General features: G+C 67.9%; 4 protein-coding genes and 1 pseudogene. 3 read left to right on the forward strand and 2 right to left on the reverse strand.

Going from position 1 to position 4,021, the window contains the following annotated elements; all coding sequences use genetic code 11:
* Positions 1-290: nitroreductase family protein (locus ACRDUX_RS27260; RefSeq protein ID WP_526418364.1), on the reverse strand; the 290-nt coding region annotated here is incomplete at its 3' end.
* 90 nt (positions 291-380) lie between these two features.
* Here ACRDUX_RS27260 and ACRDUX_RS27265 point away from each other — a divergent pair.
* Genes ACRDUX_RS27265 through ACRDUX_RS27275 form a run of 3 tightly spaced genes read left to right on the forward strand, consistent with a single transcriptional unit; the run spans position 381 to position 3,795 of the window.
* Positions 381-1,646, forward strand: a complete 1,266-nt coding sequence (locus ACRDUX_RS27265; protein WP_526418370.1) for an aspartate kinase — start codon at positions 381-383, stop codon at positions 1,644-1,646.
* Between the two features lie 2 nt (positions 1,647-1,648).
* Complete coding sequence (locus ACRDUX_RS27270; protein ID WP_526418366.1) at positions 1,649-2,683, forward strand: aspartate-semialdehyde dehydrogenase; 1,035 nt, start codon at positions 1,649-1,651, stop codon at positions 2,681-2,683.
* Positions 2,680-3,795 carry a DUF4185 domain-containing protein gene (locus tag ACRDUX_RS27275; RefSeq protein ID WP_526418368.1) on the forward strand — a complete coding sequence of 372 codons (1,116 nt, stop codon included), beginning with the start codon at positions 2,680-2,682 and terminating at the stop codon, positions 3,793-3,795. The genes ACRDUX_RS27270 and ACRDUX_RS27275 overlap by 4 nt, the downstream gene beginning before the upstream one ends.
* Positions 3,796-3,798: 3 nt before the next feature.
* Here the strand turns inward: ACRDUX_RS27275 and ACRDUX_RS27280 are convergent.
* Positions 3,799-4,021 (reverse strand): annotated as a pseudogene (locus tag ACRDUX_RS27280) (sulfotransferase family protein); the annotation flags it as partial.

The raw sequence follows: 4,021 nt of genomic DNA on the forward strand, positions 1-4,021 counted from the left end.
TCGGCGGCCAGCAGGATCAACGCGCCAGCGGCGTGCGCATAGGAGTTGCCGCGCCGCAGCGTCGCCGCCAACCGCTGGAAGGTGTCGTCACCGCGCAGGCCGACGATGAACCGCACGGGCTGGCGCCTGCCCCAGGTCGGCGCCCAGCGCGCCGCCTCGAGAAGCGCCGTGACCTCGTCGTGGGTGAGGACTGCGTCGGCGTCGAAGGCGCGAGGGCTCCAGCGCTCGGCGATGGCGTCCTGGATGGGGACGCGCGTGTCAGCCCTGCGGTGGGTGGGTCGGTCGGTCACGCGGTCACGCTACCGCCGCACGGGAGGAGAAACCGGGTGCGCAGACCCCTTATCCTTGACGAGACTCCCACGGCTGACGGAAGGCGAACAGTGGCGCTCGTCGTGCAGAAATACGGCGGATCATCGGTGTCCGACGCCGACCGGATCCGTCGCGTCGCCGAGCGCATCGTCGCCACCAAGAAGGCGGGCCACGACGTCGTCGTCGTCGTCTCGGCGATGGGTGACACCACCGACGACCTGCTCGACCTCGCCCGCCAGGTCAGCCCGGCGCCACCGGCGCGCGAGATGGACATGCTGCTGACCTCGGGCGAGCGGATCTCCAATGCCCTGGTCGCGATGGCCATCCACTCCCTCGGCGCCGAGGCCCGCTCGTTCACCGGCTCGCAGGCCGGCGTCATCACCACCAGCACGCACGGCAACGCCAAGATCATCGACGTCACCCCCGGCAGGCTGCAGGACGCCCTTGCCGAGGGGCTCATCGTTCTGGTGGCCGGCTTCCAGGGCGTCAGCCAGGACAGCAAGGACGTCACGACACTGGGCCGCGGAGGCTCGGACACCACCGCGGTCGCGCTGGCCGCCGCACTGCACGCCGACGTATGCGAGATCTACACCGACGTGGACGGCATCTTCACCGCCGACCCGCGCATCGTGCCGAACGCGCGGCACCTGGACACCGTCAGCTTCGAGGAGATGCTCGAGATGGCGGCCTGCGGGGCGAAGGTGCTCATGCTGCGGTGCGTCGAATACGCCCGCCGCTACGACGTTCCGATACACGTGCGGTCGTCGTACTCAGACAAGGCGGGCACGCTCGTCAAGGGATCGATGGAGGACATCGCGATGGAAGACGCCATCCTTACCGGAGTCGCCCACGACCGTGGCGAGGCGAAGGTGACGGTCGTCGGGCTGCCCGACGTTCCCGGCTACGCCGCGAGGGTGTTTCGCGCGGTCGCCGACGCCGACGTGAACATCGACATGGTGCTGCAGAACATCTCGAAGATCGAGGACGGCAAGACCGACATCACGTTCACCTGTGCGCGCGACAACGGTCCGCAAGCAGTCGAGAAGCTCGCCTCGCTGCAGAGCGAAATCGGCTTCACCTCAGTGCTTTACGACGACCACATCGGCAAGGTGTCGCTGATCGGCGCCGGTATGCGCAGCCACCCCGGCGTCACCGCGACCTTCTGCGAGGCGCTCGCGGCGGTCGGCGTCAACATCGACCTCATCTCGACCTCGGAGATCCGAATCTCGGTGCTGGTCAAGGATACCGAGCTGGACAAGGCGGTCTCGGCACTGCACGAGGCGTTCAATCTGGGCGGCGAAGAAGAAGCCGTCGTGTATGCGGGAAGCGGGGTCTAAAGATGGTGAACATCGGAGTCGTCGGCGCGACCGGACAGGTCGGCCAGGTGATGCGCCGCCTGCTCGACGAGCGCGACTTCCCTGCGACGAGCGTGCGGTTCTTCGCCTCGGCGCGTTCGCAGGGCCGCAAGCTCGAATACCGCGGACAGCAGATCGAGGTCGAGGATGCCGCGACGGCGGACCCCTCTGGACTGGACATCGCCCTGTTCTCGGCGGGTGCCACGATGTCGCGCGTTCAGGCGCCGCGGTTCGCCGCCGCCGGGGCGGTCGTCGTCGACAACTCGTCGGCGTGGCGCAAGGATCCCGACGTCCCACTGGTGGTGTCGGAGGTCAACTTCCAGCGTGATGCGGGCGTTCGCCCGAAGGGCATCATCGCCAATCCCAACTGCACCACGATGGCCGCAATGCCGGTGTTGAAGGTGCTGCACGACGAGGCTCAGCTGACCCGGATGATCGCCTCGACCTATCAGGCGGTGTCGGGCAGTGGGCTTGCCGGCGTCGAGGAGTTGTACGGCCAGGCGCGCGCGGTGGTCGAGGACAGCGAGCAGTTGGTCCACGACGGATCCGCCCTGGTGTTCCCGGCGCCCAACAAGTACGTGGCCCCGATCGCCTTCAACGTGGTTCCGCTCGCGGGCTCACTGGTCGACGACGGCTCCGGCGAGACCGACGAAGACCAGAAGCTGCGCAACGAGAGCCGCAAGATCCTCGGCATCCCTGACCTTCTGGTCAGCGGGACCTGCGTCCGGGTGCCGGTCTACACCGGGCATTCGCTGTCGATCAACGCCGAGTTCGCCCGGCCGCTCTCCCCGGAACGCGCGCGCGAGCTGCTGGCGAAGGCACCGGGTGTGACGCTGGTCGACGTGCCAACCCCGTTGGCGGCCGCCGGCGTCGACGATTCTCTCGTCGGACGCATCCGGCAGGATCCCGGCGCGCCGGACGGGCGCGGTCTGGCGTTGTTCGTCTCCGGGGACAATCTCCGAAAGGGTGCGGCGCTCAACACCATTCAGATTGCCGAGCTCCTCGCCGCACAGTTGTGATTCGCGCAGCGGCCACGGCGCTTCTCTGTGCCCTGGTGCTGCCACTTCCCTTGGCGCGCGCGGACCCGCCCGCGCCCATTCCGGAACCCGTCCTGCAGCCGCTTGCGCCGGGCCAAGCGGTACGCATCGCCCCGGTAGCCGGAACCGGGACGCCGACAAGGGATTACGGAATCGGTGCCACCGACCTGTGTGAGTTCATGGAGTTCCCCAGCGGCATCCTGCAGGTGTGCGGCGACAGCTTCGCCGGCCAAGGCGTTGGCTTCGGCGGTCACTTCTCTCCGATCGCCCTGCACGTCGATACCGACTCCGTCGATGAACCAACCGGGGTGCGCTACTACGGCGTGATGGGAATGGACACGCCGCTGCTGGCCGAACCCCCACCGCCTGGCGCATCGCAGCTGCCCGCGGGCATCGTGCAGATCAACCGTGAGAACTACATGCTCGTCACGACCACCAAGAACCTCGTTCCCGCGACGTCACGACTGGTGAAGGCCGACCCGGCACGAGGGAGTTGGCCCACCGTGGCCAAGTCGCAGCGGCCCGCCGACTATGCGGACGGGCGGCAGTCCCAGATCAGCGGTTACTACGACCCGATCCCGACGGCGGACTCACCGAGTGGGTGGGTGTTCATCGTGGCCAACGACTTCGACCGCACCGGCCCGGTGTCGCTGTATCGTGCGACGCCGCAAGCCTTTACGGACCGCTCCAGCTGGCAGGCCTGGTCTTCGGTCTCGGGGTGGAACAAGCCGCCGACTCCGCTGTGGAATGACCGGGTCGGTGAGATGAGCGTCCGACAGATCGACGGGAAGACGGTGCTCTCCTACTTCAACGCGAGCACCGGCAACATGGAGGTCCGCGTCGCGGACGACCCGACCACACTGGGTACCGCGCCCGTCACGACGGTGGTGTTCGCGGCGGACTGGCCCGAGATTGCCGACGAGCTACCGGTGCCGGAGGACAACCGCCTGGCCCAGCCCTACGGCGGCTACCTCTCGCCAGGGTCCACGCTCGACGAACTGCGGGTGTTCATCAGTCAATGGAATACGCTGCCGCGGGCCGACAATGCGCCGTACCGGGTGATCCAGTTCGCGGTGAACCCGCTGCGGCCCTAGCGGCTAGGCCCAAGTCCCCCTGCGCCGGTGAGCGATCGCGCGTGCCTCGCTGATCGGCTTCAGAAACCTCCGGGAGACCCGGAACGGCAGATTGCCGACATGGCCCTGGAAGTCGTCGACCGCCGTCCGGAAGGCATGTTCGCTCGCCCGGTACGCCGCGTATACGCGATCCAACCCGGTCTCATCCCACGGGTCGTCGCGCGCGGCCGCGCACATCGCTTCGTAG

Origin of the sequence: Mycobacterium sp. (genome assembly GCF_050701675.1) — a bacterium.
Taxonomy (GTDB): domain Bacteria; phylum Actinomycetota; class Actinomycetes; order Mycobacteriales; family Mycobacteriaceae; genus Mycobacterium.